This window comes from Maridesulfovibrio salinus (assembly GCF_055394525.1).
This window is the reverse complement of sequence record NZ_AP042461.1, coordinates 1,731,817-1,758,551: the sequence shown is the minus strand read 5'-3', so window position 1 is coordinate 1,758,551 and position 26,735 is coordinate 1,731,817. Positions and strand designations below refer to the sequence as shown.

Below are 26,735 nucleotides of genomic sequence, written 5' to 3'. Positions count from 1 at the left end.
TGCCCTAATTTTGTACCTTGCGAGTCATCATCCACTGCTGGGCAATTGAGAGAACGTTGTTCACCATCCAATATACAACCAACCCTGAAGGGAAGCTGAGGAACATAAAGGTGAACACAAGGGGCAGGAACATCATAATTTTCTGCTGAGTCGGATCGCCCGCCGAGGGAGTCATTTTCTGCTGCAGGAACATGGTCGCACCCATCACAATCGGAGTGATGTAAAGCGGGTCTTTAGCCGAAAGGTCGGCAAGCCATACAATATCAGTAAAAGGCAGGTAGTGAATGAAATCGGCATGCCTTAAAGCAACCGTTCCCATCAGGGCCTTGTACAGTCCAAAGAAAACCGGGATCTGAAGCACCATAGGCAGACATCCGCCTGCGGGGTTGACATTATATGTCTTATAGAGCTGCATCATCTCCTTGTTAAGAGCTTCGCGGTCATCACCGTGCTTTTCACGAAGTTTGGCCATCATGGGCTGCAGACGCTTCATCTGTTCCATGGATTTGTAACTCTTGTGAGAGAGAGGCCAGAAAAGGATCTTGATGACGATAGTCAGCAGTATAATGGAGATTCCGTAGTTGTGGGTAAACTGGTTGAACCATTCCAGAGCCAGAACCAGAGGCTTGGCGATAATATCGAACCAGCCGAAATCAACGGCTTTATCAAGGTTGCCGGGCACTTTGGCCATCAACTCGGCATCCATGGGTCCGAAGTAGTAGGAACACTTCAGTTTACGCTCGATGTCCTTGTCAAAAGAGACATTTTTTTCAGCGGCCACCCGGAAAATATCATCCTGCAGCTTGCCTTTCACGGTCACGTCACCGGAACCGGGGACCAGAGCAAGGATGAAGTAGTTGGAATCAATAGCTGTCCAGTCAATATTGCCGGTCGCACTTACACCGGTTTCGCGAAGATCATCACGGTCATTTTCTTCAGAGAGCCCTTCAGGACCGAACCAGGCGATCCGTGTGGGGTTGTAGCGGTTGTCCTCTGCGGTAAGGCTTTTGGTGGCGGTGGTAAATGCCAGGCGGCCCATGCCACTGGGGTTTGACGTGTTGATGATTCTTACATCTTCGTCAATGAGGTAGTTGTCGGCATGGAAAGTGAGACGGCGCTCGATCCTGAAACCTTCAACATCGCCACGGAAAATAAGCGTGCCGACTTTATCACCTTCAAGATTGAGGTTTCCACCTTCAAATCCCCACACACCATTGGCCCAGGTGGCTATTCCGTTAAGAATAAGTCCCATCGGAGCCTTGTTGAGGGCATTAGTTCCGACCATATCCACTACCGGAGAGCCGGCATTAATGGTCTGTTTGAAATTTTTAAGCTTGAAACTTTCAAGAAGCCCACCCTGGGAGTTGATCACGGCAGTGTAGAGAGGAGTATCAACTTTAAGCTTGGTTCCCTTGGCGGAAACAATGGCAGAGGTGGACGCAGGATCGGGAAGCTGGTCGGAAACCGGACCGGAAACATTGGAATCAGCGGTCTGGCTTTGCGTTGCGGTTTGTTCCTGCTGCTGAGCAGGAGTGGTCTGCGGCTGTACGGGAGGAAAAAGATACTGCCAGCCGAGAAGGACTACCATAGAAAGGGCCACTGCCAGAATAACGCGTTTATTATCCATGTCTTTGTTTTCTCACTGTATTTGTCCCATTAAATCAGGTCGGGACTGCGCGGTGGTATTTTTTTTCGTGGGGCGGGAACAGAGTCGAAGCCGCCCTTGCATAGCGGATTACAACGCATCAGACGCCACAAAGCAAACATCCCCCCCTTGAGCACTCCATGAAGGGACACAGCTTCTATGGCATACTGCGAGCAGGTAGGATGAAAGCGGCAGCACCCCGGAAAAAGCGGGGAGATGAATTTCTGATAAAAACGTATAGGGTAAAGAAACAGAGTCCGCATTCCCTGATTTCTCATTTTTCTTCACACTTGGCGGCAAGCCCGTTAATCTTTCCGATGAGTGGAAGTATTTCTTTTTCGGCCAGAGCGAGATTTATCCGCCTGCCGTCCAAATTACGCTTGGGAACAAAAATTATGTCCGCACGCACTTTGAAATTTTCCTGATAGAGCCTGAAAAACTCTCTCATCACCCTTTTTATCCGGTTCCTGACAACGGCAGGTCCCTTTTTCCTGCTCACGGTAAGGCCCAAACGGACCCCGCTGGGGCCGCTACCATGACACAGCACGAAGAATATAAAACTCCTCGTGAAGAGCTTTCTCCCCTGCTCATAGCAGAGGTCAAATTCAGGCTTTCTAAGAAGCTTATGCTCCTTACTCCAACTTAAACGGCTAATCTTTTACGTCCTTTAGCACGGCGTCTTGCGATTACTGCGCGACCGTTTTTGCTGCGGGAACGAACGAGAAAACCGTGAGTTCTTTTTCTTCTACATTTACTTGGCTGGTAAGTTCTTTTCATGTCTATTTCTCCAAAAATTTTAATAACGTTATTAAGCCGGAAGAAAAATTCCGGCTACGAGGAACGGGAACATATATCCCCTAGTTCAAATATCGTCAAGAAATGTTTTCATGCGTGCCCTGAAGCTAAGTGCTTTTAATCTAACTCTGAATAATCTATGCTGCTTCAAAATGAAAACAAGTTCGCATACCCCGATGCACTCGTAGTGTCAAAGTCTATATCATAGTTTAAGATGATGTAAAGTCGTGCTGAACTGGTATAAACACCCATATCACGCGGATATTTTTTTTTCATCGCTTTTTTCAAATAAATTTACCCTGACGGTCAATATTCAGACCTCCAAATCAGGGAAGCCAAATCAAAGGAGAACTGAATGCAGCCTGTACAGTCTTTCTGGGACATTAAGCTGGGTGAGATTAAAGAAACATTTGAAGACAACGGATATACCACTTATGTGGCGAAAAACCAGAAGGCCGCAGCTTCACTTGTCGTTGACAAAATAATTTCCAAACTCAAGCCCAAATCCATCAGTTTCGGAGGCTCAGCCACAGTGGTTGAATCCGGAGTTTTCGATCAGGTCAAGAAACTGAAAAATGTCAAAGTAATTGACACCTACGATGTTGCCCCGCCCATGAATGAAAGGATAGAGCGGCGCAGACAGTCTCTGCTTACCGATGTATTCATCACCAGCGCCAATGCTTTCACCGAAGAAGGTGAACTGGTCAACCTTGACGGAACCGGAAACCGTGTGGCAGCCATGGCCTTCGGCCCCAGAAATGTCATCGTTCTAGTGGGCCGCAACAAGCTTTGCGTAGACCTTGACGCAGCGGTCAGCAGAGTCAAAGAATATGCGGCCCCTGTAAATGCAATGCGCCTCAAGAGAAAAACACCCTGTGCGGTTACCGGCAAGTGTCAGGACTGTAATTCCAAAGAGCGTATCTGTAATGTCTGGGCCATCACCGAGAAATCTTCTCCCGCCGGAAGAATTCATGTTGTCTTCATCAATGAAGACTTAGGCTTCTAAATAAGATTTAAACTTCCGGGGCGGTAATCAACTGACTAAGTTGGCCGCTCCGGACTTTTTTTAATAGTCTTTCCAGCGACATTTTTCACGGTAATATTTCATTTAATATTCTCCGGCGGCACATTAGGACGATTGCTATCTTTTTACTAATACTGTGAGCAACTGCAGACCAGCGGATCATATTTTGAGCAGAAAAATTCATACCGACCATACCCGCGGCTATCGCGACAGCGTAACTCCTTCTTCCTCGGAAACATCTTTTCAGGTTGTGGTTGAGCAGACTGATCTTTTCATTGTAGCGGAGAAGGATTTAAGCTCTGAAGTGCTTGATGCTGTGCATGAGATACGGGGAATCCTTAAAGGGCATATGGTTCTGAATCCAAATTTTGCCACAAGTCTTGTTCCTCTCGATAGCCCTGCCGGAGTTCACCCTGTCATCCGCGCCATGTATGAAGCCGCCCGGTTTTGCAATGTAGGACCGATGGCCGCTGTAGCAGGCGCTGTTTCCCAGTTCGTTACCGAAGCGATCATGCCTTATTCCGACAATGTTATCGTTGAAAACGGTGGTGATATCTACATGCATTCCACCCGCAGCAGAAAAGTAGCTCTGCTGCCAGAACCGGATTCAGGGGCAAAGATCGGAATCGCTATCGGCAAAAAAGATTTTCCGGTAGCAGTCTGCTCATCTTCGGGGACCATCGGGCACTCCCTGAGTCTTGGAAGCGGCGATCTTGTCACCGTGCTTGCCAAAGATGCCCGCTTTGCCGATGCCGCAGCAACATCCCTTGCCAACCTTCTTAAATCTCCTGCAGATGTTCCGCTGGTGATTGAAAAAGCCCGCATTCTGGGAGAAAACGGGCTTTCAGGGGTATTTGTCCAGTACGATGACAAAATAGGCGCGTGGGGCAGCATAGAACTTGTAAGTCTGTAGTCTACTCGCTCACAGCTCTTTCAATCGCCATGAAAGGCGGTCCACTGTTATCGTCTTTAGAACGGTACAGAGCCATACGGTACCCGAATGATATGGAGAGAGGTCCGGCATCAAGGGTTTCCGGTTTCAATTCAAAATCAAAAGGAATTCCCTTTCCGGCTTCAAGTTTTTCAGGAGAAAAGACCTGGAGTCCCTGAGCGAGCACAACTCCGTCGTTATCACTGAGATATCCCTGAATCCACAGTTCTCCTATCCATTCAGCCCATACCGGTACACTGGATTTCTTGACATAGGCCATGCCACGAACACCGAAACTGTCTTTGCGTGGAACTATTTCATAATCAAAGCGCATGAACTGCATATCCATAGTCCGCATGGTTTCGAGTTTCCAGGGCTGGCTGCTGAGATGTGATACATCCATATGGGCACAGCCGCCCAGAATTATCGCCACAAACAGCAACAGGATAAACCTGACCTTAATCATACCTGAATGCCTCTCTTCAAGCCTTTTGAAATTCTACAGTTTTTCTTCTACAGACCGGACCTTTCCGCTGAGACGGTCCTCAGCACCCTTTCGGCAGTCAGCCTTGAGAGTCATGTAAATACGGTCACAGTCTTTTTCAAGTTCCCGATAGCACTTTGTAACAACGGACATCACTTCATCCCACTCGCCTTCAATACATGTTCCCATCGGTCCCAGTTGACATGAAAGACCGCTTTCGCGGATAATCCTGACAACTCTGGCCACGTATGAACTTACACTTCCGGTTTTATCAATCGGAAAAATAGCTAATTCCACAAGAGCACTCATAGTTAATCTCCGTTAAAGTTGACACTGAATCAGTTATTATTTTATTTCTTGGCCGCCAAATAAAAACATTTCAAAAATATAATACAGATATCTAAAAGGAGCCTGTACATGGGCGAATACTATATGCCTGCCGAAAATGAGGGAAAAGTAAAACAACTTCTCACCTGGATCAAAGACAAAAAGCGTCCCCGTCCGTCTTTCCCTCGCGCCCTGCAGATTCAAACCACAAGCTATTGTAATGCCATGTGTTTGTTCTGCGGCTGGAAACACACCCATAATACACAGCCTCAGGGTTATATGGAAGATGATCTTTTCAAAAAAATCATCGATGAAACCAGCAGGCATTTCATCGGAAGAATCAGTCCCTATCTCATGAACGAACCGCTCATGGACAAAAAGCTTCCCGAGCGCATCGCCTATATTGAAAAAAACAAAAAGCCTTTCACCAAGACCAAAATCAACACAAACGGCGCACTGCTCACCGCGGATATGAGCGAAAGGCTCATTGACTCCGGACTCAGGCATTTGTGGGTTTCCGTACAGGGTTACTCCGAGGAAACCTACACCAAAAGCATGGGGATTAAAAAATTCAACATACTTGACAATATAGACCATTTTCTGGACATCAGGGATAAAAAAGGGGCCAAGCGTCCCAAGTTGTCCATAACAACACTCGACACCACCATCGTACATGATGAACTGGAGTACGCGAAAAAACACTGGGCCAAGCGTGACGTAACCTTCAAGATCCACAGCGTTGACAACCGCGCCGGGGACGACATCAGTGAACTCTCCGCTAAAAAACCGAAACTGCGCCGGAACTGCGACCTTTTTCTCAAACAGGCTTACGTCCTCTACAACGGGGATGTAATAATCTGCTGTCACGACTGGAAAAGAACTGTAGTTCTCGGCAACCTCAAAGAGCAGTCGCTTGAAGAAATCTGGAACTCTGATCATTTCATTAAACTTATCCGCGAATACCAGTCCGGAGATTTCAGCAATCTCAAAATATGTAAGACCTGCACTGGCTGATTAAATACCGTAGACAATCATATCTTAATTTAAATAAAACAGGCCGTAATATCGATTCTATTACGGCCTGTCATTTTTGTTTCTGCCACAAGACCGGACTTTATTCCTTAATTTTAAAACTCATGGAATAAAGTTACTTCACAGGGCCGATTCCCCAGATATCACTCGCGTATTCCCGCATGGTGCGGTCAGTGGAAAACTTACCCATTCTGGCTGTATTGAGTACCGCTTTTCGTGCCCACATTTCCGGTCGGGCATAATCCCTGTCCACAAGTTTCTGGGTATCAATATAGGATTGAAAATCAGCCAGATGCATATACTGCTCGTTGTCACTAAGCAGTTTATCAACAATCCAGCGAAACAAGTCATAATCATGCGGAGAAAATCTGTTCTCAAGTATTGCCCCGAGCACCTGCCTTATCTCAAATGAACTGTTATAAAGATCGCGGGGACGGTAAGCCTTGTCGGTCAGCATTTTCTCAACCTCTTCCTGCCTCATGCCGAATAGATAGAAGTTTTCCTCTCCCACCTCTTCAATCATTTCAATATTGGCCCCGTCGTAAGTACCGATGGTCAGGGCTCCGTTCATGGCAAACTTCATATTGCCGGTTCCCGAAGCCTCAGTACCAGCAGTTGAAATCTGTTCGCTAAGATCGCAGGCCGGTATAATCTTTTCCGCCAGAGAAACACGGTAATCCGCCATAAAAACGACCTTTATCAATCCGCGTACCCTTGGGTCCTTATTGACTACGGCGGCAACACTGTGAATAAGTTTGATGATCTGCTTGGCCTCCCAATAGCCTGGAGCGGCCTTGCCCGCAAAAACAAATGTTCTCGGACAAAAAGGCTCCACTCCATGATCTACTATCTGGAGATACAGATAAATAATATGTAGAACATTAAGCAGTTGACGCTTGTATTCATGAATTCTCTTGGCCTGAATATCAAAGAGGGAATCCGGCGAAGCCAGAATGCCCAATGACGAATGAATCATATTGGAAAGACGTATCTTGTTTTCACGCTTGGCGGTCATAAAGCTAGCCTGAAAATCAGGACTCAAGGCATAATTCTCCAATTCCTTTAATCTTGAAAGATCGGTAATCCATTCTTTACCCACAGTATCGGTCAACAGACTCGCGAGGAGTGGATTTGCCTTGAGCAGCCAGCGGCGTGGAGTGACTCCGTTTGTTTTGTTGTTGAATTTCCCGGGCTCAAACTCATAAAAATCAGGAAACAGACGGGTCTTGACAAGCCCTGAATGCAGCTCGGAAACTCCGTTAACCGAGTGGGAACCGATTACCGCCAGATTCGCCATTCGAACTTTCTTGCCGCTCTCTTCTGAAACAAGAGACATTCGTTGGATTTTAGACTCATCTCCCGGATACCTGTTTTCCACCTGCTCCAGAAAACGGCGGTTGATCTCATAGATTATCTGCAGGTGTCTGGGAAGAACCTTTTCCAGAAGGCTTACAGACCATTGCTCAAGGGCCTCAGGCAGTAGAGTATGGTTGGTATAAGCACATGTAGCTCTGGTTATTTCCCACGCTTTTTCCCAAGCCATCCTTTTCTCATCCACCAGATAGCGCATGAGTTCAACTACAGTCAGAGCCGGGTGTGTATCATTTAACTGGATCGCCACATAATCAGGAAACTGTTCAAAATCCTTATTCTGAGCCAGAAAACGGCGAGTGATATCGCGAAGTCCGCAGGCCACCAGAAAATACTCCTGAACCAACCGCAATTCCTTTCCAAAAGAGACGGACTCAGTGGGATATAGAACCTTTGAAACCATCTCGGATTCAACCTTTCGCTGGACAGCACGGATGTAATCCCCGTGATTAAAGATATCCATATCAAAGGTCTGCGAAGCCTTGGCCGCGAACAGCCGCAGGTAATTCACGGTTTTTCCGCCGTAACCGACCACAGGTATGTCGTAAGGAACGCCGATTATGTCATCCCAGTCCATCCACATGGGTAGATATTCGCCGTCCGGCCCTAGTGATGTTTCCACCCTTCCGTAAAGAGGAATTATTACGGCCTGATCAGGCCGTGCTATCTGCACAGGCATACCAGCCATCATCCAGTAGTCGGCAAGCTCTTTCTGGTAACCGTTATGAATGACCTGCCGGAACAATCCGTATTCATAATGAATACCGTATCCGCAACCGGGCATATCAAGTGTGGCGAGCGAATCTAGAAAACAGGCAGCCAGACGGCCCAACCCTCCGTTGCCAAGAGCAGGGTCGCGCTCACTTGCCCTTACTTCGTCCAGATCAAATCCCATTTCTTTAAAAATATCTTCACACAGATCGAGCAATTCCATGTTGCAGAGTGAGTTACCCAGGCAGCGCCCAAGCAGATACTCTATAGAGAAATAATACATCCTCTTGGCCCCTGCTTCCCTGTACCTGTCACGGGTCTGAATCATCCGTTCGACAAGCCGATCCCGCAATGCCAGAGCAAGGGCTTTGCCCATATCCCATTCATCAGCTCCACGGACTTCTTTACTTAGAGAATAAACAACATGATCCCTGATGTCCCTGTTAAGGCTTTCACGGTCATTTTTCTTTCTTATTTTAAAACTGTTTTTACTCATAAAGCCCCCTGTGCGGTTCACTGAGATGATTAAAACAACAGTAGCAGGTTGGATGAGCTTTATCCAGATTAAATAAAAAACGGCGAAGCATTACTGCTCCGCCGTTCAAAAAGAAATATACAGATAACAATCAATATTCCATCTTTCCGGAAGCGAATTTGAAAATGGTATCAGAAACATCCTCAAGCCAGAGATGGTCATGACTCACAATAACCAGCGTTGTACCATGCTTTTCTCTTACTTTAACAGCCGCTTCATGAATCAGCAGTGTGCTTTCACGGTCGAGACTTGCTGTCGGCTCATCAAGCAGAAGAACACGCGGTTTTATGGCAAGCCTTGCGGCAAGGGCCACCCGTTGGGCTTCACCGCCGGAAAGCTCGTACCACTGGCGGTTCACGAAGCTGTCCGGATCAAGACCGACCTGAATCAATGATTCGGAGACCGAAGATTCAATCTCCTCCCTCCCGGCCCCACGCAGCTCGAGACCGTATGAAACATTGCGGAAAACCGACCTCTTAAGCAGATAAGGTTCCTGAGTGAGCATGGTAACTTCACGGCGAAGGCCGGAACCGTTGCCGCCCACCGGGCTGCCGTTGTAAAAGATCTGCCCGGAAGCAGGCTCCTCAAGGAAGGCCAGCATACGCATGAGTGTGCTTTTCCCACTTCCATTATGTCCGGAAAGTCCCACAATACTTCCTTCATGTATCACGAAGGAGTCTAGCTCCAGAGCTGTACGCCCATTATACTGCTGTACCACCCGGGAAAGTCTGTATAATTCTCCCATTACTGTCCTGCTCTTCTTCTTATTCCAGCCATGGAAAAATTAACCGCAAAAGCTATAATCATTAGCACGAGGCCGAGGGCTATGCCCATGGCAAACTCCCCCTTACCCGTTTCAAGGGCAATCGCGGTGGTTATAGTCCGGGTGTGCCATTTAATATTCCCCCCCACCATCATGGATATACCGATTTCAGAGACAATACGACCATAGGCAGCGGCAGCAGCCAGAATCAGGCTGTAACGGGCTTCCCACAGGGTTGTCAGCAGAATCTGGCGATGGGCGGCCCCCAGAGTCAGCAGAGTATTCTTTAAACGCCGGTCCAGGCTTTCAACGGCGGTAGCCATCATCGCAACAACTATAGGGAGTCCCAGTAGAGTCTGGCCCACAGCAATTCCCGGTATGGTAAAAAGCAGTCCGAACTCACCCATGGGTCCTTTTCTGGACAAAAAGGCATAAACCAGCAGGCCGATAACCACTGTCGGAAACGAAAGCAGGCTATCCACGACAGTTCGCAAGGTCTTTTTCCCGTAAAAATCATGATATCCGAGAAGAAACCCCATAGGCGCACCTATTACAAGACTGGCTGTAATAGATATGGTCGACACACATAAAGTGGTGCTTATAGCTGAATATGTTTCCGGATCACCTGAAAACAGCAGCACAAAGGCATGAAGAAAACCATTGAGAATAAAATCCATATATTAACTTAATCAGATTTGTTGTTGAATATTAACAGCAGGTACGCTGCAGCCATTTCAGGAGTATAAATTGAGCAGCTTCAAAAGGCAAAAGATAAGAACGGAGAATTTGTTCCGTCCCGCCTTTTTTGGATGAACTACCAAGGATAAACATCAGGAGTTATTTTCAGCAGGGAGTAAAATATACCGACCCGATTACAGGCCCGAAAATTATCCGGCTTTAATTCAGTGAGGCATGGATATCGGGGGGCCCCGAAGGGCCCCAGATATAATTATTTTGCGTTGGGGATGAACAGCTTTTTGCCGAGCAGTTTGAAGTTGGCAATCTCTTTCTGAGTATTGGGGGTAGCCATCCACTCGGAGAATTTGGTTGCCAGATCATATTTTACATTCTTGCAGTTGGCAGGATCCACAGCCAGAACGCTGTACTGGTTGAACAGGGTTTTGTCGCCTTCCACCAGAACCTTCAGTTCGGGGTCACCGTTCTTGTTAGCGCTGTATTTAATGTAAGTACCACGGTCGGTCATGATATAACCGTCACGCTCTTCGGCAACGGTGATACTTTTGATCATGCCCTGACCGGTCTGGATGTACCAGCTTTCCTTATCAGGTACGGACATACCGGAAATCTTCCACAGTGAAATTTCCTTTTTATTGGTACCGGAGTTGTCACCACGGCTTACAAAGGGAGTCTTGGCTGATGCAATGGCTTTCATTGCCTGAACAACGGGCAGACCTTTAACTCCAGCGGGGTCAGACTCAGGTCCGATGATAACAAAGTCATTATACATAACTTCGCGGCGGTCTTTCAGCGCGCCGGAATCAACATATTTTTTCTCAGCGGCAGGAGCGTGCACCATCAGAACATCAACATCGCAGTTCGCGCCCATTTTCAGTGCCTTACCTGTACCTACGGCAGTCCAGCGAAGTTCAACGCCGGTATCTTTCTTGAATTTCGGTGCAAGGTAATCCAGAAGTCCGGTATTATCGGTACTGGTGGTAGTAGCCATCATGAGCACCTGCTCGGCCTTTACCAGTCCCGGAGCAACGAGGAGCGAGGCAAGGGCAAAGGTAACAAACAACAGTTTCAATTTTTTCATCATTCCTCCAAAAAACATTTACGATTTATGAATGTTAATGACATCCGCATTATCAAGGCACCGCACAAACGGAACGGAACCATAGTCCAGTGATAAAGCAGATAGTTACGCCTATGTCAACACAAGCATAATAGTATGTACGGTCTGACCCTCAATAATGCGGACAGTGCTGAACCCGCAGCAGAAAAGATATACTTGCCCACCAAGGGCGCTTGCGCCTATCCTGTAAAAAATGCACAAGGGTGGAAACATGAAAGACAGTTTGGACTTTACAGTTAAAGAATACTCAGGCGGATCATTCCAGGACAGGGACATCAAGAGCATCCTTGAAGTACCTTTGACAATCAATTTGAACGGCCGCGAGGTTGTTACTCTGCTGACTACCGCCAAGTTCCCGGACTATCTTGCAATAGGATTCCTCAAATCCGATGCTTATATCTCCACGCGTGATCAGGTGACAGATCTGCATATAACCGAGCATCCTGACCGCATCATTGCTGACGTTACGGTTACGCATGACCCATGGAAAAACCGCGTTCTGGAATATTCCATTACGTCCGGCTGCGGAAAGGGAACGAACTTCGGCCGAAATGTTTCGACAATCTCAAAACGCTCCATCACTTCCGAATTGACTGTAACTCCCGAACAGATCCTTACTCATGCCAATGAACTGCATGCCCGCTCCACATTGTACGGTAAAACCAGAGGCTGCCACAACTCTTCACTCTGCACACCCAAGGGAATGCTTTATTTCCGGGAAGATATCGGAAGACACAATGCCATAGACATGATTGTTGGACAATGCTTTCTTGAAGATGTCCCCACTGACGGCAAAATGATTGTCTCCACAGGCCGTGTTGCCTCAGAAATTTTACTCAAAGCGGTGCGTATAGGGGTTCCCATTCTCGCTTCTACTGCCGTAGCCACTAGCTTCTCGGTGGAACTCGCCAGAAAAATAGGAATCACCCTGATCGGAAACATTTCAAGTGAAGGCTTCTGGGTCTATAATGACGAAGGCCGTATTTCAGGACTTTAAACAATATTTAAAAGCCCGCAATACTATTGCACGCCCAAAGACATAATAACCATTCGTTTTTTCTACTGATAAACTTCCGACCGATAAATAATACTTATTTATCGCCAAATTAAGAAGCTCAAGTGACACACACTTAACATGCCGAAACAACTTGATTTTATATCAACAGAACAGAACCTGACTCTAAGCAGCCGCAACAATGTGTCGCAACGACACACGGACTATACCTTCCTAACCGCTTGAGAACAGTATAAAAATACAAACTGCAATATCCTAATCAGGGCTTTTCTGCCCATTTGTGTCAAAACGACATCAATTGACACTAGCATGCAGCAAGTGCCAAGAAGACATATGCGTAAATTTAAGTGTTAAAATTAACTTAAATAACGCAGATGCAGAACTGACAACTGCATGTTGAACATCAGCAATAACTATTCCGGGCACTTTCAAGGAGAAGAGAATGAGCTACGATTATGACGCGGCAAGAACACAGCTTGAAAAAAAGATCAACGACCTCAACGATAAAACTTTTCTTCCTGAAGAGTTGGTGGATCTGATCTCCACCGTTGCCCGGCTCCAGCTTGATGCCCAGCAGAAAGCCGAACCTGAGCTTCCGGACTTATCATCCCTTGCCTCTGCTGATGAAAATCTGCAGGGAAAACCTCTGCTCCTGAGGGAAGAGTTCCCGTATGACCATGAACAGGCTTGTGAACTGTTTGAACATCTGACAGAGGTTCTGGAAAAATCTGACGGTGTAATTTCCGAAGCCTGCATAATGATCAGGAAAAATATAGATTCAGGTGAACTTGATCTCAAAGAAGCCTTCAGCGCGTACCTTAAAACCGATGAGAATTTTTTTATGGGCTGGTCAGAAAAGACTCCTGAAGCTCCCCGCACCCTCAATTTTCTGATTCAATCGGCCATAACCCCATCAATCAAAGCAGCGGCCCTTAAACTTGCTGAACATCTCCCCAGGCAGGAGAAGGAAGCTCAAGACAGTTCCGCCAGTGCTGAACTGGAATTCGAGATCGACATGCCTCCGGCAAGAACTCACTCCCACTGTCCCGTGTGTGGAAGCGTTGCTTTTATGCACACTCTTCACCACAAACAGGGATTCCGTTTTGCCAACTGTTCTTTCTGCCACACAGAGTACCGGGTCCGCAGACTGGCCTGCGGTTATTGTGATGAATCCAATCCTGAAAAACTTAAATTCTTTACCGTAGAAGATTCACCCGGGTACAGGGTGGATGTTTGTGAAAGCTGTAAAAGCTACATGAAAACCACAGACTTCCGGGAAATGGATAAAATCTCTATTCCGGCACTGGATGACCTTGAGTCACTTCCGCTGGACTTTGTGGCCGTGGAAGAAGGTTATCAGCGGGGAACACTGTCGGTCTGGGGGTTTTAAATGGTATTGCAAGACAAGCTCGGCCGCAGTGTAAGCTACCTGCGACTTAGTGTTACCGACAGATGCAACCTGCGCTGCATGTACTGTGTCACAAAGGATTTCAAATATATTCCTCACCCGGATATTCTTCGTTACGAGGAAATGCTGCGTCTTATAGACCTGGCTGCGGGAATGAATATCAAGAAGCTTCGCCTCACCGGAGGTGAACCCTTCGCCCGCAAAGGGTTCATGGATTTCGTCAGCAGGATAATGTCAGAACATAATGATATGGACCTGCGTATCACGAGCAATGGAACACTTATAGAACCGCTTGTTCCGGAGTTGAAAAAGCTTGGCGTAAACCGCCTCAATATCTCTCTTGACACACTCGACCGGGAAACTTTCGAGCAGGTGACCGGAAAAGATCACCTAAAAGATGTCCTCGGCACAATTGAATCCTGTATTTCCAATGGAATCAGAGTGAAAATCAACGCTGTCGCCATGAAAGGCATAAATGACAGTGAACTGGGTTCCTTTATTGATTTTGCCCGCCGGAATCCGGTAGACCTGCGCTTTATCGAATTTATGCCTATGGGTGATGACACGAAATCGGACAGCCGCTTCTGGTCTGCTGAGGACATACTCACTCAGGCCGCGGAATTCGCCAATCTGGTACCGGTTAAACGCACAGCTGAAAACCGCGGCCCGGCCCGGATGTACAGTATTGATAAAGGAGAGGGACGCCTCGGGCTTATATCGCCGGTGAGTTCCCATTTCTGCGGAACCTGCAACAGGCTGCGGATAACATCCGATGGATGCCTGAGAACCTGCCTGTTTTCAGACCGCACCTACAAGCTGCGCAATATCCTGCGTAATCCTGCACTTGGTGATGATACGCTCAGAAAAGTAATTGCGGCGGCAACCCTTGATAAACCACTCGGATACCATCTGCTAGAATCAAGAACCGGCTGCGAGGGAGTATGCGAAACACAGATGTCCGCCATAGGCGGATGAGCACTTACGGATCAAACGAACACATGAAAAATAACGAACAGATGATTGAAAGACTGACCTCATCCGAAGAGGAGGCCCGCAACTATCTTATTCATAAGTGTTTCGGAAACCGTAAGATATTCTGTCCTCGCTGCAGGGAGCATAAACTATACAGTCTGAATGGCAACCGCTACCGCTGTTCGTCATGCAAATACACTTTTCAGGAACTGAGCGGACGCTGGGTAAATAACGGCGGTCTTTCCTCGCGTGAGTGGATTCGACTTATCCAGATGTTTGCTGAAGACAATACCGCTCACGCCATATCACAGGACCTCGGCCTTTCCTACAACGCGACCTATAAAGCCATAACCGCCCTTCGATTCGCTATTTTATCGCAGGCTATAGACGCCCGGCAATTACTAAGCAACGAAACAGGGCTGCATACCCACCTTAAAGGAAAAAAACTTACCGGAGTTCCTGCCAAGTCTGTCAGCAGTGCGATACCTGTTTTCGGCATTATGGAAAAAAACGGATGGGTATTCATAGACCTGATGCAGAATATTACCGCGGAATCGGTATTCCATTTCAATCACAACTTCCATCTGAAACTTGTAAGACACGGTTCCATAATCCACACGGACCGCTATCAGAAATACGATGCGCTCATACTTTGCGGCGATGACTCCCTGCCTCTGGACTATATCCGCAAATATCCGGGAGTTACCCCTCATATAGAAATATCCGAGGGAGAATTCTGGGATTTCGCACGGGAAAGATTCAAGCGTTACAAGGGAATCTCTCCGCACCGCTTCCCACTCTATCTAAAAGAACTGGAATTCAGATTCAATAACAGGAACAAAAATATTTTCGACCTGCTGGTCACCTACATCTGCAAAATTGTACCTGACGTGGACTGATAAAAATCCAACAATTTTATCCGGTAATACCAGTTAACCTCTGGCAACTCTGTTTCTGCCACTTTCCTTGGCATTGTACATTGCCCTGTCAGCCCTCATGGTCAGTGAATCAAGTGAATCACCTTCAAGATACTGGGCCACACCGCTGCTGATGGTTACTTTCATTTCAGAATCGTTTACTACCGTTTCTGCGACAGCAGAACGTATGCGTTCGGCAATATCCGCTGCCATGGCATCATCCCCATCAACCAGCAGTATAAACTCATCACCGCCCCAGCGGGCGCAAAAATCTGACTTACGGATGGATGAATTTATTACCGATGAGATCACCCGCAGAATCCGGTCCCCTTCCACATGCCCGTAAAGGTCGTTAACCTGCTTGAACCCGTCCAGATCTATCAGAACAACCGAAAAAGGACGGCGTTCGTGGTTGTTAAGGTTGATAGCGGAATTCACTTTCTGCTCAAATGCCCTTCTGTTGGCTATCCCGGTAAGTTCATCTGTCTCGGCCTGTTTTTCGAGTCGCAATTGAAAATGATTAATAACCAGAACACTCATACAGACAATAACCAGAGTTGCCAGACCACCGACAACAAGAGTCCGTATAAAGTTATCCCGAGCAGAATCAAGCAGGGCCTCTTCGCTCTGCTCAACTATCAGTATCCACTCAAGTTCAGGAATATAGCGAGCTGTAACGTAGATCCTATCTCCTCCGTGCTTAAAATTATACATGGAAGGAACTGCGGAGGTGTTAAGGACCTGAGTTGCTATATCCTTATGGCCGGGCATATGTCTTATATTGATATTTTCTACGAAACCGACCTTATGGTGAACCTGTACCAGACCGTTACCGTCCACCAGAAATATGGTTTTACCGTATTTTTCAGAAAAACTTTTAAGCAGCTTTGAAACATTATCCATCTTGAGCCCAACCCCCGTAACACCGAGGAGGTCCCCGTTGTTGTCCTCAAGACGATGGTTGATGAAAATGGTCAGAATATTTTCAGCAGCCTCGTTGGTGTCCACATCAAAATCGTGATGGTTCCCACTCCTTATGAAGTCGTAAAACCACACATCATGGCTGTCATCTTCTGATATGGCTTTGAGGACTCCGCCGGGAAAATAGTATTTGCCTGTTTTGGCTGAAACAAAAAAAGAGCTGAAAAATCCGTACTCATTCTGAATTTCGGCTAGATATCTTTTAATCTTGGAAACATCACCCTCACCACCGAGAGCCCAATCCTTAAGAAAAGTATCATTGGCCATAAGTGATGAAACAAACATGGGTCGCATGAGGCCGGCCTGAATTTCGGAATAAATATTATCGCGGGTAAGTGGCAGAGATGAATTTATAATCTCGCTGCGCACCTGTTTACGTGATTCATTGTAGTTGAAAAGACTCAGAAAAATAAACGCCCCGACGAGGATCATTGTCAAAACGGTCATCAACTTCAACCTGACGGACATATCCCCCCTCCTGCAAAAATATAAGCTCCACCGATCTCACACCTCCACGACATGAAATCTGGCATAATAGTATTAAATTTAAGATGTTAATTTTATTAGAAAAGACTTCCGGGGCCACCAAGTTTTTTCTGCATATGCTGGTAAGCCCTAGCTGTGGCCACCCGGCCTCTTGGCGTGCGCTTCATGAAACCGCACTGGATCAGATAAGGCTCGTAGATTTCTTCGATGGTACGGACTTCTTCAGAACAGGCCACGGCAATAGTCTTGACCCCTACCGGACCTCCACCGAACTGATCGATCAGGATCGAGAGAATTTTACGGTCCATATAGTCAAGGCCTAGCGGGTCAACATCCAGCTTATCCAGAGCCATATCCGCCAGATCCTCGGTGACGGTCCCGTCACCATGCACGGTGGCAAAGTCACGGACTCTGCGCAGCAGACGGTTGGCTATGCGGGGCGTGCCACGGGAGCGTCTGCCTATAATCAAAGCTCCCTCTTCGGTAACCTTTAAATTGAAGATACGGGCCGCCCGGATGACAATTTTAGCCAGCTCTTCAGGCGAGTAGAATTCCAGACGAAAAATACACCCGAACCTGTCACGCAGGGGGGAAGTCAGAAGTCCCAATCTCGTTGTAGCTCCCACCAAAGTGAAAGGCTCAAGATCAATTTTAACGGTTCGGGCGGCAGGTCCCTGCCCGATGATCAGATCAATATTGAAATCCTCCATGGCCGGATACAGCACTTCTTCAACAGTGGCCGGTACACGGTGGATTTCATCGATAAAAAGAATATCGTTACGGGAGAGGTTGGTTAAAATGGCAGCAAGATCGCCGCTCCTTTCCAGAACAGGACCGGAAGTGGACACAAGATTAACACCGAGTTCGGAGGAGATAATCCTTGCAAGCGTGGTCTTTCCCAGACCGGGGTTCCCGTAAAAGAGAGCGTGGTCCATGGCTGTGCCGCGACCTCGGGCAGCCTGAATGAATACATCCAGGTTGTCTCTGAGGTCATCCTGGCCGATGAAATCGGCCAGTCTTTGCGGTCTGATATGATCGTCTGAAATACTGCTGTCACTCATTATCTGGCACTGCCTGCTGTGAGATTATTTGTTGGCCTGAGAAATTTTCTTCAGTGCTACACGGATGGCACCGCCTGCGTCCAGATCCGGCTCTTCTTCGAAAATATCCTTGAGAAATTCACGAACCTCATCATCGCTGTAACCGAGATTACGTAAACCGGAAAGCGCATCGACAAATTCGTTGCGGTCTCCTTCAACAGGACAGGCTCCACTGCGGACCGTAGCAGACTTGAGACTTTCCATCTTATCCTTAAGGGACCACAGTATCTGGCGCGCGGACTTTGGACCTATACCGGGGACGATGGATAGACTTTTAACATCCTCACGAAAAACTATATCCTGAAGTTCTTTCGGGCCGAACTGTGAAAGGATGGCTAAAGCTTTTTTGGGCCCAAGCCGGTCGATGGAGATAAGGGTCCTGAAAACCTCACGGTCGTCAAAGCAGGTAAATCCGTACAGATCAAAAGCATCTTCACGAATAACAGAATGAACGTAGTAACTGACATCAGACCCGGACTCCGGCAGGGTGGAAATAGCGGTAAGGGTCAAAAAGAGTTCATACCCAACCCCACCCGGGGTTAGCACAATACATGACTTATCCGTGGCTTCAAGAAGCTTTCCATTAATATAGGCGATCATTTTCCAGCCACCTTCGCAAACCTGCGTTCGTTGAGATGACAGATCGCAATGCCGAGCGCGTCAGTTGTGTCATTGGCCCACTTGGTATTTTTAACGCCAAGGATACGCTCGACCATGAACGCGACCTGAGACTTGTCAGCCCTCCCGCTCCCAACAAGATTCTGCTTAACCTTGGTGGGCTCATACCCGGAAACAACAAGCCCGGAGACTGCACAGGCGGCCATAGCGGCTCCCCTTGCCTGACCAAGCTTGAGAGCTGAAGCCGGATTGGAGGCGACAAAAGCATTTTCAATTGCCGCCTCATCCGGGGAATGGTCGTTTATCAGCCCGGCAATACGGGAATAGATAGTTCCCAGTCTTGCGCACATGGGCTTTTTGGTATCAGTTCGTATTGTCCCGGCATCAATCAGGGTAACTTTACCGGAAAGTTCGCGAACAATTCCGTAGCCGGTTACTCGCGTCCCGGGATCAATGCCGATGATTACAATACCGGATTCTCCCATTTAATCTTCCAGCTCAGACATAAGCTCATCGGGAAAATCAGCGTTGACATGCACTTTCTGCACATCTTCGTTATCTTCGAGCTTTTCCATCAGGCTGAGAAGTTTCTTGGCGTTGGGCACATCCAGTTCAACCAGGTTCTTGGGAACAAAAGAAAGTTCAGTACTTGCAGCGGGAACTTCAGCTTCTTCAAAAGCTTTCTGAACAGTCGAGAAATCTTCAGGGGCACAGTGAACTTCAAGGGAATCATCATCAGAAATGACATCCTCGGCACCGGCATCAAGTCCTACTTCCAGAAGCTGGTCTTCGTTGTACTTTTCAGGGTCAAAAGACATGACGCCCTTTTTGTCGAACATCCATGCAACACAGCCTGCTTCACCCATGGAACCGCCGCCTTTTCCGAGAATGTGACGAACTTCGGCAACAGTGCGGTTTTTGTTATCGGTAGCAGCTTCAATCAGAACCGCGACACCGCCGGGACCGTATCCCTCGTACATCACTTCGTTAATATCGCCACCCGCGAGCTCGCCGGTACCTTTTTTAATCGCGGTATCAATCTTGTCGTTGGGCATATTCACTGCTTTCGCTTTGGAGATTGCGAGGCGCAGAGACGGGTTCATGGTAGGGTCACCACCGTTTTTAGCAGCAATAATGATGTCCTTGGCCATCTTGGTGAAAATTTTGCCGCGTTTGGCGTCCTGTCTGCCTTTTCTGTGCTGAATGTTAGCCCATTTACTATGTCCGGCCATTTATTCCTCCTGAGAATATATAAGTCCTGCCGGGAATTTTCCGGGGACTGTCGTAATTTAATCTTCCTCCGATGAACCTACCGGCGGTCAATTCGGAGGCCAGAAAACTTTCAATGAAAGTTTCACTGGATTCTTCAAAAAATATTTATATCAACTCTGCCCGATCAAGAAGTATGAAGATTCTGACAAAAAAGGACCTCAGCGGATGAAATCCCTTTTCCCAAGCTAATGCTGGCCCGGGAATAATCTTTTTTCAGATACTTCAATAAAATATTCGACTCCCGGTAACCGAAAAAACCAAGGAAAAAATAAATAATCTGATCGGAAAAAGAAACTGCTCCAAATCGGCATCCCGCCGGAAGCGCAGCGAAGAACGAATCTTCTTACCCTTCTACGCCACGAAAGCCAAGCCCCACAATAAAGATCTCTTTGCTCTCCTGCCGTGAGCTTTTCGGTTTAAATGATTTTACCTTTGAAAACATCTTGCGGAGTGAATCGGTATACTCTTTAACATCCGGTCCTTCGAAGATTTTAACCACGAAATGTCCACCTTTCTTGAGTCTGCTGGGAACTATGTCCCGGGCTCTTTCACAAAGCTCAAGAGAATTGGCCTGATCCGTAAATTTTATACCGGTTGTCTTGGGGGCCATGTCACTGATTATCAGGTCATACGGAAGCTGCTTATCCATTGCAGCAAGGAGTTCCGGTGAATCTTCAAATACATCGGCCTGTAAGAATGTGGCGTTATCAGGAAAGACAGTGTCGGTTGACTGGATATCCACCCCGAGTACACGACCCGTTTCACCTACTTTCTTGGCGGCAAACAAGGTCCATGATCCGGGAGCTGCCCCGAGATCCATGACGTTCTGGCCCTTTGCCAGAATTTTGAACCTCTTGTCCAGTTCCTGAAGCTTGTATACAGAACGGGCAGGATAGTTATCCTTCTTAGCCCTTTTGAAATAATGATCTCTATATTGTTTCATAACTTAAAAATTGTTTTCCAGAGCGGGCGAAAAAGACATTTATGCCCGACTGCTGTATAGATAAAGGGAAATTAACTTATTACGGCCCGCAAGCCAAGTATCACGATCCATGCAACGCCCGAACAGAATACAGATCAAAAATGAATCAGGACAGCTGAAAACCCTGCCTGAGGGTAGACGGCATTTTCAGGACCTCGACGGTTCCGGCCCCCTGCTCATGCTCGGTCTGGGCCCAGCCCCTTTGCAGGCAGCCGAATATTTCCCCGATGAAGGAACTATCTATTACATAGAATGTCCTGAAGCTGAAAGACAGATAGCTGCATTGAAATCGCTTCCGGAAAAATTTGTTCAAATATCTCCGAAAGAACTGAACAGCAGAAACTTCCACACCGTTTTTTATTCACCGGGCAAAAAAATGTTCCCCTCTTTCTGGGGTCCACTTCTGGCCGAACTAGTTCTGCGCAAAAGCGGAACATGCAAAAAGACACGCAACAGAACGGTTTGGCTTCCGGGAGACGAAAACTCACTTCTCCTGCCGGAGCTATCTGGAGCTCTTGCGGACGCGGGTTTCTCATACAGGGTTATTGCCCCGGACGCAATGCGCAAGGATCTGCTCAGCCTGCTGAACCGGGAACTGCCGGAACTACTCATTTCAGTGAACTTCAATGGACTGGACAGTTACGGAGAGACATACTTCATGCTCCGGGAAGCCGGAGTTAAGGTTGTGGTCTGGATGGTAGACAATCCTTTTCACATCCTTTCAGGCATACGCTCGGAGTACTGGAAAAAAGTTCCACTGATGATGACCGACCACTGGTTCATCCCCCGGCTGAAACAATTAGGGGCAGCAAAAACAGCACACCTGCCACTTGCCACTGATACCGGAATATTCAATCCGCAAGTAGTAAAATTCCCGGGGCTGGCAGAAAGGGTTGTTTTTGTGGGCCGTTCAAAGTTTCCGGGCAAGGATACTTTTTTTTCTGGCTGTTCCTTCACTCAGGAAGATCTGGAAAAAGCCCAGGCGGCAATTGAATCGGGAACTAAGCCGGATTTCGGGTGGTGGGCAGATCAATACGGGGAATCCGAACTGATACCGGACAGACAGATAAGACAGACGGGATTCCGCGCAGAACAGTCCGGCCTGCTCTGGCGGACAACAATGCTCAAGAAGATATCTGAAAGGCTGACCATATTCGGAGACGACGGCTGGAATGACTTTTTCGACAACGCGGACCTGCGCCCACCAGTTGACTATTACACTGCACTGCCCTCAATCTACGCCGGAGCAGGTATATCAATAAACCTCACCAGCCCGCTGCTGCCCTGCGGACTGACACAGCGGAATTTCGATGTCTGGGCGGCCGGGGGATTTTTGCTCAGTGACAGAACCGGCGGTATGTCCATTTTCCCGGATGATCTGCTTGACGAGTGCACATTTACCCACCCCGCCGAAATACCCGCTCTTTGCGATAAATTCCTAACACAGCCGAACTTGCGAAAAACACTATCAAAAATTTGGCATCAGGTTATTATCAAGGAACACACATACAGCGATAGAATCACTAAGCTGCTGAACTTTATTACATAAACAACACATCAACAACTAAGGCACGCCTTTTGCTTCTCTGTAGCCGAACCATCTAATCAAGGATTATACGGAGATGCGCAATACACTGGTCATACTTTTCGTGATGTTCACCGCCAGCCTCTTAAGCGGCTGCTCTGCAAGCGTGCTGATCCCCCCGCTGCCCGGGCCGATGATGATACCTTCGGCTGCTGGCAGCGTAATGACAGCATACGCCATCAGTACCGATGAAAGAGGTTTCCAGACAATCGTTGAAGATGAGATGATAGAGACCAATATTCAAACGGCAATAATGGGCGAAAAAGAACTCAACATACTTGAACTGAGCACTTATTCATACAACGGACATGTGTATGTAATTGGCGAATACGATGACAAGGATGATTTTCAGCGCATCCGCAATATAGTGAAGAGAACAAGAAAAGTTAATTCCCTGACAACTTATATGTTTGCCGAAAAAGAAAACCCGCAATGCAGTTCAGCTGATGACTACATGCTGCAGATGGCAGTAAAAACAGCTCTGCTGGATGACTCTTCGGTATGGGGAACAAACTTTGCTGTAAAGTCAGTACATTGCAACATAGTGCTCATGGGACGTGTGGGAACACTGACCGAAGCAGTTTCGGCCCGCCAGATTGCTGCAAGAGTCAGCGGAGTAAAATCAGTTAAGTCATTCATACGGTCAAGCAGAGAAAACCGCTACTCAACCAGAAGCAGAAAAGTGGCATCCGCAATCAGGTAAATGCAGGGCATGCCCGCCAGCCAGTTGCCGGCGAAGAACTCCTTAATTGGATATGTCATAATCAAAATGACTATGTATCCTTGACTTTACCAGCTCCAAATCACCTGACTTTATCGCATCCACAATGAGTCTGTGTTCTTGTGCGTGGTTCGAAATATCTCCGTTTTTACCGAATTCCCTTTTGGCTATTGTGTAAATCCAGTAATCGTTGGCAAGAGCTTCCCACGACCTGATAAGAGAATTGTTTCCTGAGAAATGAACCAGACTGCGGTGAAACTGCAGATCGGACTTGCGGATAGTATCGAGATCACGGCATTTGACCCCTTCACTCATGGTATCCACGATGGAATCGAGTTCCTGAAGGCCAATCGACTTTATCTTCATCCCCCAGATGACTGCTATCGGCTCAAGTTCTCTTCGAACGGCCAGATAATCCGCCATATCATCCTCGGAAAGAGTCCTCACTCTGGAACCTTTGTATGGCTCAGTTTCGACAAACCCCCGGGCTGTGAGATCCCGGATAGCTTCACGAACAGCACCCTGACTGACGTTGAGCTCCCGTGAAATCCTTGTTTCAACGATCTTGTCGCCGGGCTTTAAAGTTTCATTTAAAATACTGTCGACAATGTGTTCAACCACATCATCACGCAACACACGTCGCTTGATACCCTCGTTCATTGTCATAGGTCTAACCCCTTAGAGACGGCAAATCAGTAACGAGATTATGCATCTCCCCCCAGCAAATGCATTAAATCCGATGGCGAAACACTAGCAGGTTCCGTAATAATATCAAGCACGGTGTGCCCGCATCGACAATATATTATTCTTAACAGTCGGCAATCTTTATTATCATCCATTTTAAGCTCAAAATATCATTTATCTTATGCAACAAAGATAACAATACAGGATGTTATTATATATATAACAAAATACACCTAAACCCTAACTGAAGCTTTTCTTCCCACCAACCTATTAATACCGACAATCTATTGTTACTTTTTTCACGTTATATCAAAACCAAGCTTTATTAATAAATATTCTAGACATAACGCAAAAAAGGCCGCCCGCGGACTGCGAAACGGCCTATACTAAAAAACGGCAGGTCTTATCTAGACTTTTTTCAAATCATCAATAACAGACTGCAACTCTTCCGAAAGCCGGGAAAGCTCGTGAACAGCCTGTGAGGATTCTTCCATTGCCTGTGATGTTTCAGATGCAATACGATTTACTTCATCAGTATTTCGGTTGATTTCCTCTGATGCAGCAGACTGCTCTTCTGAGGCTGTAGCTATTGACCTCACCTGATCTGCAGTTTCCTCTACAATTCTGACAATGGAGGAAAGGGATTCCCCGGCGTCTGAAGCATAGGTAGTGCTGATTTCAACTATCCCCGAGGCGTTTTTCATATCATTCATACTGTTACGGGTACCTGACTGTATTGCGGAAACTGCCTCGCCCACCTCTTTAGTTGCATCCATTGTCTTCTCGGCAAGCTTACGAACCTCATCGGCCACAACTGCAAACCCTCTCCCGGCCTCACCTGCCCGTGCGGCCTCGATAGCAGCGTTGAGAGCAAGAAGATTGGTCTGGTCTGCAATGTCGGTAATTACGTTCATGACTTTACCGATTCCCTCAGCCTGACTGCCCAGCTTTTCAAGCCCTGAAGACATCTGGTCGGCAGCAGAGTGAACCTCGCCTATACTTGAAATTACATTCTGAACGATCCGTCCACCTTCTTCGGCCTGATTTTTTGCACTGTCAGCACTTTCAGCAGCGCGAGATGCATTTTGAGCAACCTCAAACACTGAGGCATTCATTTCTTCCATTGCCGTTGCAGCTTCAGAAGTCCTTTCGCGCTGGGAATCAGCTCCCGCGCGGGACTGCTCAATCTGCGCGGAAAGCTCCTGTGAAGCACTGGTCACCTGAGAGACCAGTTTCTCAAGATGTCCGGCTGCCTGCAATATTCCTTCGCGTTTGGCTTTTTCCGCCTCTGCTCTTGCTTCTTCTGTTTCCGCAAGCGCCTTCTTTGCAAGACGGGTCTGCTCTTCGGCCTCAAGACCTTTCTCTTCAGTGGTTTTGAGAAGCTCCACAAGATTCTCAACCATGTTCTCCAGAGCAAGCTGCAAGGTGCGCAACTCGCCGCTGAACATAGAGTCATCCATTTCAATATCATACCTGCCCGCTGAAACCTCCTGAGCCGTCCCGACCAGAATCTGAATAGGGTTGGCAATTGAGCGGGCAACGATCCAGCCGAATACACAGAGCACAACGGCTATCCCGAGTCCTATGAGAAAAGTATCCTTCAAAGTGGAATAAGCTCCGGCCATTATTTCGGACTTATCTATCATCAAGGCAAGTTTCCACCCGAGATCCGGAGAAGTATAAACCCTGACAAACTTTTCTGTACCTTCTACAAATACGGTTGCAAGCTCATTCTCAAGAGAACCTATGCGCTGAATTCCAGCATCATCCACCTCTCCGGCTTTTTTAAACAGGAAATCAGGATGAACAGGGTCGGAAAGAATTGTTCCATCCCCTTCCATCAGCATTATATATCCTGTTTTACCAATTTTGATATCCGAAACCACATTAGTGAGGGTAGATAGATTGATATCGATTCCAACAACACCGATAATTTCCCCATCCTTACGTACTTTCCCCATGACACTGCTTACCGCCAGTCCGGTCGTGGATTTGTATGCCTTACTGATGGCAGTATCTCCGGGAGCGGCAAGCGCTTCTTTGTACCATGGCCTCTCACGGGGATCATACCCTTTGGGCATGGAGTCGGCAGGATACATATTGAATCCGCCATCCTTCATACCCGCAAAAACAAAGTCGTAGGAATCATGGCTATCGGCAATACGACCATACAGATCATAAACAGCCTTCCCCTTCTCATTCATGCGGACACGGTCAACCCTGTCCAGGCTCTTATCCTGAACAAAATTAGGGTTATTACCGAACGAATCAAGAACAACCGGCTCAAGTGAAACATATTTAACATTCTGCCTGGCCTGATGCATGAAATCAGAAATGAAGTTGTCTACCTGCTTCAATTCATTGAGAGAAGATTCGGAAAAAAAAGACTCAGCCATTCCTGTCATTTTAAAGTAAGCAGTCGACGAAAGCCCCGCAACAGACAGCAAGACTGCAATCAAAACCATGAAGATAAGTTTGTTTTTAATAGTCATAGCACACTCCCTAATAAAAAATTACGCCCCAGCACACACAGGTAACAGCAAAGTAAACGAGTTTATTT

General features: G+C 47.2%; 27 protein-coding genes. 9 read left to right on the top strand and 18 right to left on the bottom strand.

From position 1 onward, the window contains the following. Positions 1-4 precede the first annotated feature (4 nt). The 4 genes from yidC to rpmH are packed head-to-tail and all read right to left on the bottom strand — an operon-like array spanning position 5 to position 2,422. Entirely contained in the window at positions 5-1,627 is a 1,623-nt protein-coding gene (gene yidC, locus ACZ5PW_RS07885) for a membrane protein insertase YidC (protein WP_464559617.1), read from the bottom strand. Between the two features lie 29 nt (positions 1,628-1,656). Next, the gene (yidD, locus tag ACZ5PW_RS07880; RefSeq protein ID WP_464559615.1) at positions 1,657-1,908 is read right to left on the bottom strand and encodes a membrane protein insertion efficiency factor YidD; all 252 of its coding nucleotides are present in this window, start codon (positions 1,906-1,908) and stop codon (positions 1,657-1,659) included. Positions 1,909-1,919: 11 nt separating this feature from the next. Continuing rightward, positions 1,920-2,300, bottom strand: coding sequence for a ribonuclease P protein component (rnpA, locus tag ACZ5PW_RS07875; RefSeq protein ID WP_464560377.1), 381 nt, complete (start codon positions 2,298-2,300; stop codon positions 1,920-1,922). Beyond that, positions 2,288-2,422, bottom strand: coding sequence for a 50S ribosomal protein L34 (gene rpmH / locus ACZ5PW_RS07870; protein ID WP_136674522.1), 135 nt, complete (start codon positions 2,420-2,422; stop codon positions 2,288-2,290). Before rpmH ends, rnpA begins: the two co-directional genes overlap by 13 nt. A gap of 373 nt (positions 2,423-2,795) precedes the next feature. Between rpmH and ACZ5PW_RS07865 the strand changes: the two genes are divergently transcribed. Together ACZ5PW_RS07865 and ACZ5PW_RS07860 are read left to right on the top strand one after the other, a co-directional pair. Beyond that, positions 2,796-3,446 carry a lactate utilization protein gene (locus tag ACZ5PW_RS07865; protein ID WP_464559612.1) on the top strand — a complete coding sequence of 217 codons (651 nt, stop codon included), beginning with the start codon at positions 2,796-2,798 and terminating at the stop codon, positions 3,444-3,446. Positions 3,447-3,630: 184 nt separating this feature from the next. After that, complete coding sequence (locus ACZ5PW_RS07860) at positions 3,631-4,377, top strand: UPF0280 family protein (protein ID WP_464559610.1); 747 nt, start codon at positions 3,631-3,633, stop codon at positions 4,375-4,377. Position 4,378: 1 nt separating this feature from the next. On the opposite strand, the gene ACZ5PW_RS07855 is transcribed toward ACZ5PW_RS07860, so the two are convergent. Continuing rightward, a complete protein-coding gene (locus tag ACZ5PW_RS07855; RefSeq protein WP_464559608.1) occupies positions 4,379-4,861 on the bottom strand; it encodes a hypothetical protein in 483 nt (160 codons plus the stop codon). A gap of 33 nt (positions 4,862-4,894) precedes the next feature. Further along, the gene (locus ACZ5PW_RS07850; protein WP_464559606.1) at positions 4,895-5,188 is read right to left on the bottom strand and encodes an MTH1187 family thiamine-binding protein; all 294 of its coding nucleotides are present in this window, start codon (positions 5,186-5,188) and stop codon (positions 4,895-4,897) included. Between the two features lie 108 nt (positions 5,189-5,296). Here ACZ5PW_RS07850 and ACZ5PW_RS07845 point away from each other — a divergent pair, with 108 nt between their 5' ends. Next, on the top strand, positions 5,297-6,220 hold the full coding sequence (locus tag ACZ5PW_RS07845) for a radical SAM/SPASM domain-containing protein (protein WP_464559604.1): 924 nt from the start codon (positions 5,297-5,299) through the stop codon (positions 6,218-6,220). 133 nt (positions 6,221-6,353) lie between these two features. On the opposite strand, the gene ACZ5PW_RS07840 is transcribed toward ACZ5PW_RS07845, so the two are convergent. The 4 genes from ACZ5PW_RS07840 to ACZ5PW_RS07825 form a co-directional block, all read right to left on the bottom strand. Beyond that, entirely contained in the window at positions 6,354-8,816 is a 2,463-nt protein-coding gene (locus tag ACZ5PW_RS07840; protein ID WP_464559602.1) for a glycogen/starch/alpha-glucan phosphorylase, read from the bottom strand. Between the two features lie 130 nt (positions 8,817-8,946). Continuing rightward, positions 8,947-9,600, bottom strand: coding sequence for an ABC transporter ATP-binding protein (locus ACZ5PW_RS07835; protein WP_464559600.1), 654 nt, complete (start codon positions 9,598-9,600; stop codon positions 8,947-8,949). After that, entirely contained in the window at positions 9,600-10,295 is a 696-nt protein-coding gene (locus tag ACZ5PW_RS07830; protein ID WP_464559598.1) for an ABC transporter permease, read from the bottom strand. Before ACZ5PW_RS07830 ends, ACZ5PW_RS07835 begins: the two co-directional genes overlap by 1 nt. A gap of 272 nt (positions 10,296-10,567) precedes the next feature. After that, positions 10,568-11,395, bottom strand: coding sequence for an ABC transporter substrate-binding protein (locus ACZ5PW_RS07825; RefSeq protein ID WP_464559596.1), 828 nt, complete (start codon positions 11,393-11,395; stop codon positions 10,568-10,570). A 250-nt stretch (positions 11,396-11,645) separates the two neighbouring features. Here ACZ5PW_RS07825 and fdhD point away from each other — a divergent pair, with 250 nt between their 5' ends. The 4 genes from fdhD to ACZ5PW_RS07805 all read left to right on the top strand — a co-directional run bounded on the left by fdhD (position 11,646) and on the right by ACZ5PW_RS07805 (position 15,728). After that, positions 11,646-12,431, top strand: a complete 786-nt coding sequence (fdhD, locus tag ACZ5PW_RS07820) for a formate dehydrogenase accessory sulfurtransferase FdhD (RefSeq protein ID WP_464559594.1) — start codon at positions 11,646-11,648, stop codon at positions 12,429-12,431. A 460-nt stretch (positions 12,432-12,891) separates the two neighbouring features. Next, positions 12,892-13,839, top strand: coding sequence for a formate dehydrogenase accessory protein FdhE (locus ACZ5PW_RS07815; RefSeq protein WP_464559592.1), 948 nt, complete (start codon positions 12,892-12,894; stop codon positions 13,837-13,839). Beyond that, positions 13,840-14,832, top strand: a complete 993-nt coding sequence (gene moaA / locus ACZ5PW_RS07810; RefSeq protein ID WP_464559590.1) for a GTP 3',8-cyclase MoaA — start codon at positions 13,840-13,842, stop codon at positions 14,830-14,832. 23 nt (positions 14,833-14,855) lie between these two features. Further along, the gene (locus ACZ5PW_RS07805) at positions 14,856-15,728 is read left to right on the top strand and encodes a transposase (RefSeq protein ID WP_464559588.1); all 873 of its coding nucleotides are present in this window, start codon (positions 14,856-14,858) and stop codon (positions 15,726-15,728) included. A gap of 33 nt (positions 15,729-15,761) precedes the next feature. Here the strand turns inward: ACZ5PW_RS07805 and ACZ5PW_RS07800 are convergent, their stop codons facing one another. The 6 genes from ACZ5PW_RS07800 to ACZ5PW_RS07775 all read right to left on the bottom strand — a co-directional run bounded on the left by ACZ5PW_RS07800 (position 15,762) and on the right by ACZ5PW_RS07775 (position 21,146). Next, on the bottom strand, positions 15,762-17,195 hold the full coding sequence (locus ACZ5PW_RS07800) for a sensor domain-containing diguanylate cyclase (RefSeq protein WP_464559586.1): 1,434 nt from the start codon (positions 17,193-17,195) through the stop codon (positions 15,762-15,764). Positions 17,196-17,290: 95 nt separating this feature from the next. Continuing rightward, a complete protein-coding gene (gene ruvB / locus ACZ5PW_RS07795) occupies positions 17,291-18,274 on the bottom strand; it encodes a Holliday junction branch migration DNA helicase RuvB (RefSeq protein ID WP_464559584.1) in 984 nt (327 codons plus the stop codon). 24 nt (positions 18,275-18,298) lie between these two features. Next, positions 18,299-18,913: a Holliday junction branch migration protein RuvA gene (gene ruvA / locus ACZ5PW_RS07790; RefSeq protein ID WP_464559582.1), complete on the bottom strand. Its 615-nt coding sequence runs from the start codon at positions 18,911-18,913 to the stop codon at positions 18,299-18,301. Further along, entirely contained in the window at positions 18,910-19,416 is a 507-nt protein-coding gene (ruvC, locus tag ACZ5PW_RS07785; protein ID WP_464559580.1) for a crossover junction endodeoxyribonuclease RuvC, read from the bottom strand. Before ruvC ends, ruvA begins: the two co-directional genes overlap by 4 nt. Further along, positions 19,417-20,163 (bottom strand): YebC/PmpR family DNA-binding transcriptional regulator, encoded by a 747-nt coding sequence (locus tag ACZ5PW_RS07780; RefSeq protein ID WP_464559578.1) that lies wholly within the window; start codon positions 20,161-20,163, stop codon positions 19,417-19,419. A 383-nt stretch (positions 20,164-20,546) separates the two neighbouring features. After that, a complete protein-coding gene (locus ACZ5PW_RS07775; protein WP_464559576.1) occupies positions 20,547-21,146 on the bottom strand; it encodes an RlmE family RNA methyltransferase in 600 nt (199 codons plus the stop codon). Positions 21,147-21,255: 109 nt separating this feature from the next. Between ACZ5PW_RS07775 and ACZ5PW_RS07770 the strand changes: the two genes are divergently transcribed. Beyond that, the gene (locus ACZ5PW_RS07770) at positions 21,256-22,734 is read left to right on the top strand and encodes a glycosyltransferase family protein (protein WP_464559574.1); all 1,479 of its coding nucleotides are present in this window, start codon (positions 21,256-21,258) and stop codon (positions 22,732-22,734) included. A gap of 73 nt (positions 22,735-22,807) precedes the next feature. Beyond that, the gene (locus ACZ5PW_RS07765; protein WP_464559572.1) at positions 22,808-23,473 is read left to right on the top strand and encodes a BON domain-containing protein; all 666 of its coding nucleotides are present in this window, start codon (positions 22,808-22,810) and stop codon (positions 23,471-23,473) included. Positions 23,474-23,515: 42 nt separating this feature from the next. Here ACZ5PW_RS07765 and ACZ5PW_RS07760 read toward each other — a convergent pair whose 3' ends face one another. Further along, entirely contained in the window at positions 23,516-24,157 is a 642-nt protein-coding gene (locus ACZ5PW_RS07760) for a GntR family transcriptional regulator (protein WP_464559570.1), read from the bottom strand. A gap of 425 nt (positions 24,158-24,582) precedes the next feature. Continuing rightward, complete coding sequence (locus ACZ5PW_RS07755; protein ID WP_464559568.1) at positions 24,583-26,667, bottom strand: methyl-accepting chemotaxis protein; 2,085 nt, start codon at positions 26,665-26,667, stop codon at positions 24,583-24,585. Positions 26,668-26,735 lie beyond the last annotated feature (68 nt).

Excerpts from the sequence above, each read along its gene's own strand:
- yidC (WP_464559617.1), bottom strand. The coding sequence starts at position 1,627 with ATGGATAATAAACGCGTTATTCTGGCAGTGGCCCTTTCTATGGTAGTC.
- yidD (WP_464559615.1), bottom strand. The coding sequence starts at position 1,908 with ATGCGGACTCTGTTTCTTTACCCTATACGTTTTTATCAGAAATTCATC.
- rpmH (WP_136674522.1), bottom strand. The coding sequence starts at position 2,422 with ATGAAAAGAACTTACCAGCCAAGTAAATGTAGAAGAAAAAGAACTCAC.
- ACZ5PW_RS07865 (WP_464559612.1), top strand. The coding sequence starts at position 2,796 with ATGCAGCCTGTACAGTCTTTCTGGGACATTAAGCTGGGTGAGATTAAA.
- ACZ5PW_RS07855 (WP_464559608.1), bottom strand. The coding sequence starts at position 4,861 with ATGATTAAGGTCAGGTTTATCCTGTTGCTGTTTGTGGCGATAATTCTG.
- ACZ5PW_RS07850 (WP_464559606.1), bottom strand. The coding sequence starts at position 5,188 with ATGAGTGCTCTTGTGGAATTAGCTATTTTTCCGATTGATAAAACCGGA.
- ACZ5PW_RS07845 (WP_464559604.1), top strand. The coding sequence starts at position 5,297 with ATGGGCGAATACTATATGCCTGCCGAAAATGAGGGAAAAGTAAAACAA.
- ACZ5PW_RS07840 (WP_464559602.1), bottom strand. The coding sequence starts at position 8,816 with ATGAGTAAAAACAGTTTTAAAATAAGAAAGAAAAATGACCGTGAAAGC.
- ACZ5PW_RS07835 (WP_464559600.1), bottom strand. The coding sequence starts at position 9,600 with ATGGGAGAATTATACAGACTTTCCCGGGTGGTACAGCAGTATAATGGG.
- ACZ5PW_RS07830 (WP_464559598.1), bottom strand. The coding sequence starts at position 10,295 with ATGGATTTTATTCTCAATGGTTTTCTTCATGCCTTTGTGCTGCTGTTT.
- ACZ5PW_RS07825 (WP_464559596.1), bottom strand. The coding sequence starts at position 11,395 with ATGAAAAAATTGAAACTGTTGTTTGTTACCTTTGCCCTTGCCTCGCTC.
- fdhD (WP_464559594.1), top strand. The coding sequence starts at position 11,646 with ATGAAAGACAGTTTGGACTTTACAGTTAAAGAATACTCAGGCGGATCA.
- ACZ5PW_RS07815 (WP_464559592.1), top strand. The coding sequence starts at position 12,892 with ATGAGCTACGATTATGACGCGGCAAGAACACAGCTTGAAAAAAAGATC.
- moaA (WP_464559590.1), top strand. The coding sequence starts at position 13,840 with ATGGTATTGCAAGACAAGCTCGGCCGCAGTGTAAGCTACCTGCGACTT.
- ACZ5PW_RS07805 (WP_464559588.1), top strand. The coding sequence starts at position 14,856 with ATGAAAAATAACGAACAGATGATTGAAAGACTGACCTCATCCGAAGAG.
- ACZ5PW_RS07800 (WP_464559586.1), bottom strand. The coding sequence starts at position 17,195 with ATGTCCGTCAGGTTGAAGTTGATGACCGTTTTGACAATGATCCTCGTC.
- ruvB (WP_464559584.1), bottom strand. The coding sequence starts at position 18,274 with ATGAGTGACAGCAGTATTTCAGACGATCATATCAGACCGCAAAGACTG.
- ruvA (WP_464559582.1), bottom strand. The coding sequence starts at position 18,913 with ATGATCGCCTATATTAATGGAAAGCTTCTTGAAGCCACGGATAAGTCA.
- ruvC (WP_464559580.1), bottom strand. The coding sequence starts at position 19,416 with ATGGGAGAATCCGGTATTGTAATCATCGGCATTGATCCCGGGACGCGA.
- ACZ5PW_RS07780 (WP_464559578.1), bottom strand. The coding sequence starts at position 20,163 with ATGGCCGGACATAGTAAATGGGCTAACATTCAGCACAGAAAAGGCAGA.
- ACZ5PW_RS07775 (WP_464559576.1), bottom strand. The coding sequence starts at position 21,146 with ATGAAACAATATAGAGATCATTATTTCAAAAGGGCTAAGAAGGATAAC.
- ACZ5PW_RS07770 (WP_464559574.1), top strand. The coding sequence starts at position 21,256 with ATGCAACGCCCGAACAGAATACAGATCAAAAATGAATCAGGACAGCTG.
- ACZ5PW_RS07765 (WP_464559572.1), top strand. The coding sequence starts at position 22,808 with ATGCGCAATACACTGGTCATACTTTTCGTGATGTTCACCGCCAGCCTC.
- ACZ5PW_RS07760 (WP_464559570.1), bottom strand. The coding sequence starts at position 24,157 with ATGACAATGAACGAGGGTATCAAGCGACGTGTGTTGCGTGATGATGTG.
- ACZ5PW_RS07755 (WP_464559568.1), bottom strand. The coding sequence starts at position 26,667 with ATGACTATTAAAAACAAACTTATCTTCATGGTTTTGATTGCAGTCTTG.